This window comes from Rhodococcus sp. P4_F3_2 (assembly GCF_056401335.1).
Genome location: NZ_JBFUJN010000182.1, coordinates 1 through 480, shown reverse-complemented (window position 1 = coordinate 480; position 480 = coordinate 1). Strand labels below are relative to the sequence as shown.

The following is a 480-nucleotide window of genomic DNA, read 5'->3' as shown; positions in this document are numbered from 1 at the left end:
TAACAGAACGATGCGTTTTTTATTTTCATAAAGTTTAACTGAGCCTCTATCCTTTTACGATCATATATATCGTCTGAACTAAGCCAACAAAAATAATTACCCGTTGCACTATTGATACCAGTATTCAGAGCAGTTGCTGTTCCCCCATTTTCCTTTTTAAGATAACTGACATTATCCAAATAGGGCGTGATTTTTTCTAGGTGTAGCGTGGAACCATCGTCTACAACAATAATTTCTACATTTTTGTAAGTTTGATTTACTAAACTGTCTAAAGCTTGATCAATATAAGGACAATTATAAAATGGAATAACAACAGAAACTTTCTCCATAACCATTCCTCCACTTAGGTTATCTTAACTCTAACCCTTCTAAAATAGAATTTTCCTATTATAAATACTAAAATTATCTTGCTAACTATTATAATATGTATCCCAATTCCAAGAATTCGTTCCCCTTATAATCAATAAGTTTTAGATAAAC

The 480-nt window shown here is 31.0% G+C and carries 1 protein-coding gene; it reads right to left on the bottom strand.

All coding sequences use genetic code 11. The annotated features are described in order from the left end of the window. Nucleotides 1–329, bottom strand: a 329-nt coding sequence (locus AC1DWA_RS33335) for a glycosyltransferase family 2 protein (RefSeq protein WP_477917752.1), incomplete at its 3' end; no start/stop codon positions are given. Nucleotides 330–480 lie beyond the last annotated feature (151 nt).